This is a genomic window from Zooshikella harenae (assembly GCF_018837975.1).
In the GTDB taxonomy this organism is placed as follows: domain Bacteria; phylum Pseudomonadota; class Gammaproteobacteria; order Pseudomonadales; family Zooshikellaceae; genus Zooshikella; species Zooshikella harenae.
In genome coordinates, this window is sequence record NZ_JAGSOY010000237.1 from 1 (window position 1) to 1482 (window position 1482).

The following is a 1482-nucleotide window of genomic DNA, read 5'->3' on the forward strand; positions in this document are numbered from 1 at the left end:
AAGCAGGGTTATCGGCTATTTTTTTGATGACCTATACTTTTTGACATACCCAGTCCTTTGGGTATGTATTAGTGAGACAGTTTTTTATACTGCACTGGTGGTTAGTACAGGTCTGAGTAAAGTATTAACCGTTGGTGGTGAACTCATGTCTGAGGCGTCACTGGTGGCTAACGTAGCCATAGCTTGGACAAGTACATCGACTTTTGAAGCGCTAGATAATTGTACATCATTATCGACACTTCTTACTCTACGTGCGCTACGTGTTGGTACTTCCGATTCCGATTGCACAACTTGATTTCTTAATTCAAGTACTGTTTTTCGGGTACCGTCTACAAATTCAATTTGCATATCCTCAACGCCGCTTTTTACTGTGGATGTTCCTTTTTCAAAAGCATTAATTAATAATGCATCTTTTTCATTAAAAATATTTAATTCCTTATGATCCACAACAAGGAAGCCACCTTGTTCGTTTTGATGAATACCAAAATTGATATCATCAAATGCAATATTCGTTAAACGAATGGTGTTTTGTCCTTCCGTATCTTCTATAAAATCGATGCCATCATTTCTTTGGAAAAGATAAAGATCATTACCCTTCTCCCCTTCGAGTAAATCCTTTCCATAGCCCCCTCTTAAGATGTCATCTCCATCGCCTCCACGAAGTATATCGGACCCAGCGCCGCCATCGAGATAATCATTGCCACTGAGCTCGCTATTTTCTGTACGACTGTCACCATATAGCCGGTCAGTACCGTTTCCACCGTAAAGGCGGTCATTACCACCATTACCGACAATGACATCCTCACCATCCCCACCAGATAAAATATCATCGCCATGAAGCTCAACAGGAAGAGCTCCAGGTTGTTTGCCTTCTTTCCAATAAAAATTCTCAGTGATTAGTGCTGAGGCACTAGCATTTAAGTCTGCGCTGATAGAACGGTCACCAAAAATTACATCCGCACCAGCGTCACCACTAATAATGTCATCGCCCATCTCACCATAAATGGTATCATCACCATCCCCACCGGATATCACATCATTATACGTATACTTGTCATCTTTTTTATTTAGCCCGTAAAAGGAGGCTACTACTTGGTTGTTGCGCTCTGGGTAGTAAGCACGAAGAACAGAGAAGGAATCACCCGCAATAAAGTCAATACCGGCCCCTCCAGATATCTTATCGTCGCCCGTATAACCAGAGATAAAGTCACTGTCCGCACCACCGTCAATGACGTCAGTATAAGATCCCCCACCAATTTGATCATCACCTCCATTACCAAAAATAGTATTAGAGTCATCAGGTTTATCCTTAGACTGGTTACTTTGACCTGCTATGCTGTCATCACCCGCGCCACCAACGAGATAGTCACTTCCTGCACCTCCGTTTATGACGTCATGTCCTCCAAGACCATATATTTGGTCATTTCCGTCATGACCATACAGATAATTGGTAAGATCATCGCCATTTAATTGATCTGCTTG

The 1482-nt window shown here is 42.2% G+C and carries 1 protein-coding gene; it reads right to left on the reverse strand.

What is annotated here, in order from left to right; translation table 11 throughout:
* Positions 1–84: 84 nt before the first annotated feature.
* Positions 85–1482, reverse strand: a 1398-nt coding sequence (locus KCG35_RS25245; protein WP_304956774.1) for a calcium-binding protein, incomplete at its 5' end; no start/stop codon positions are given.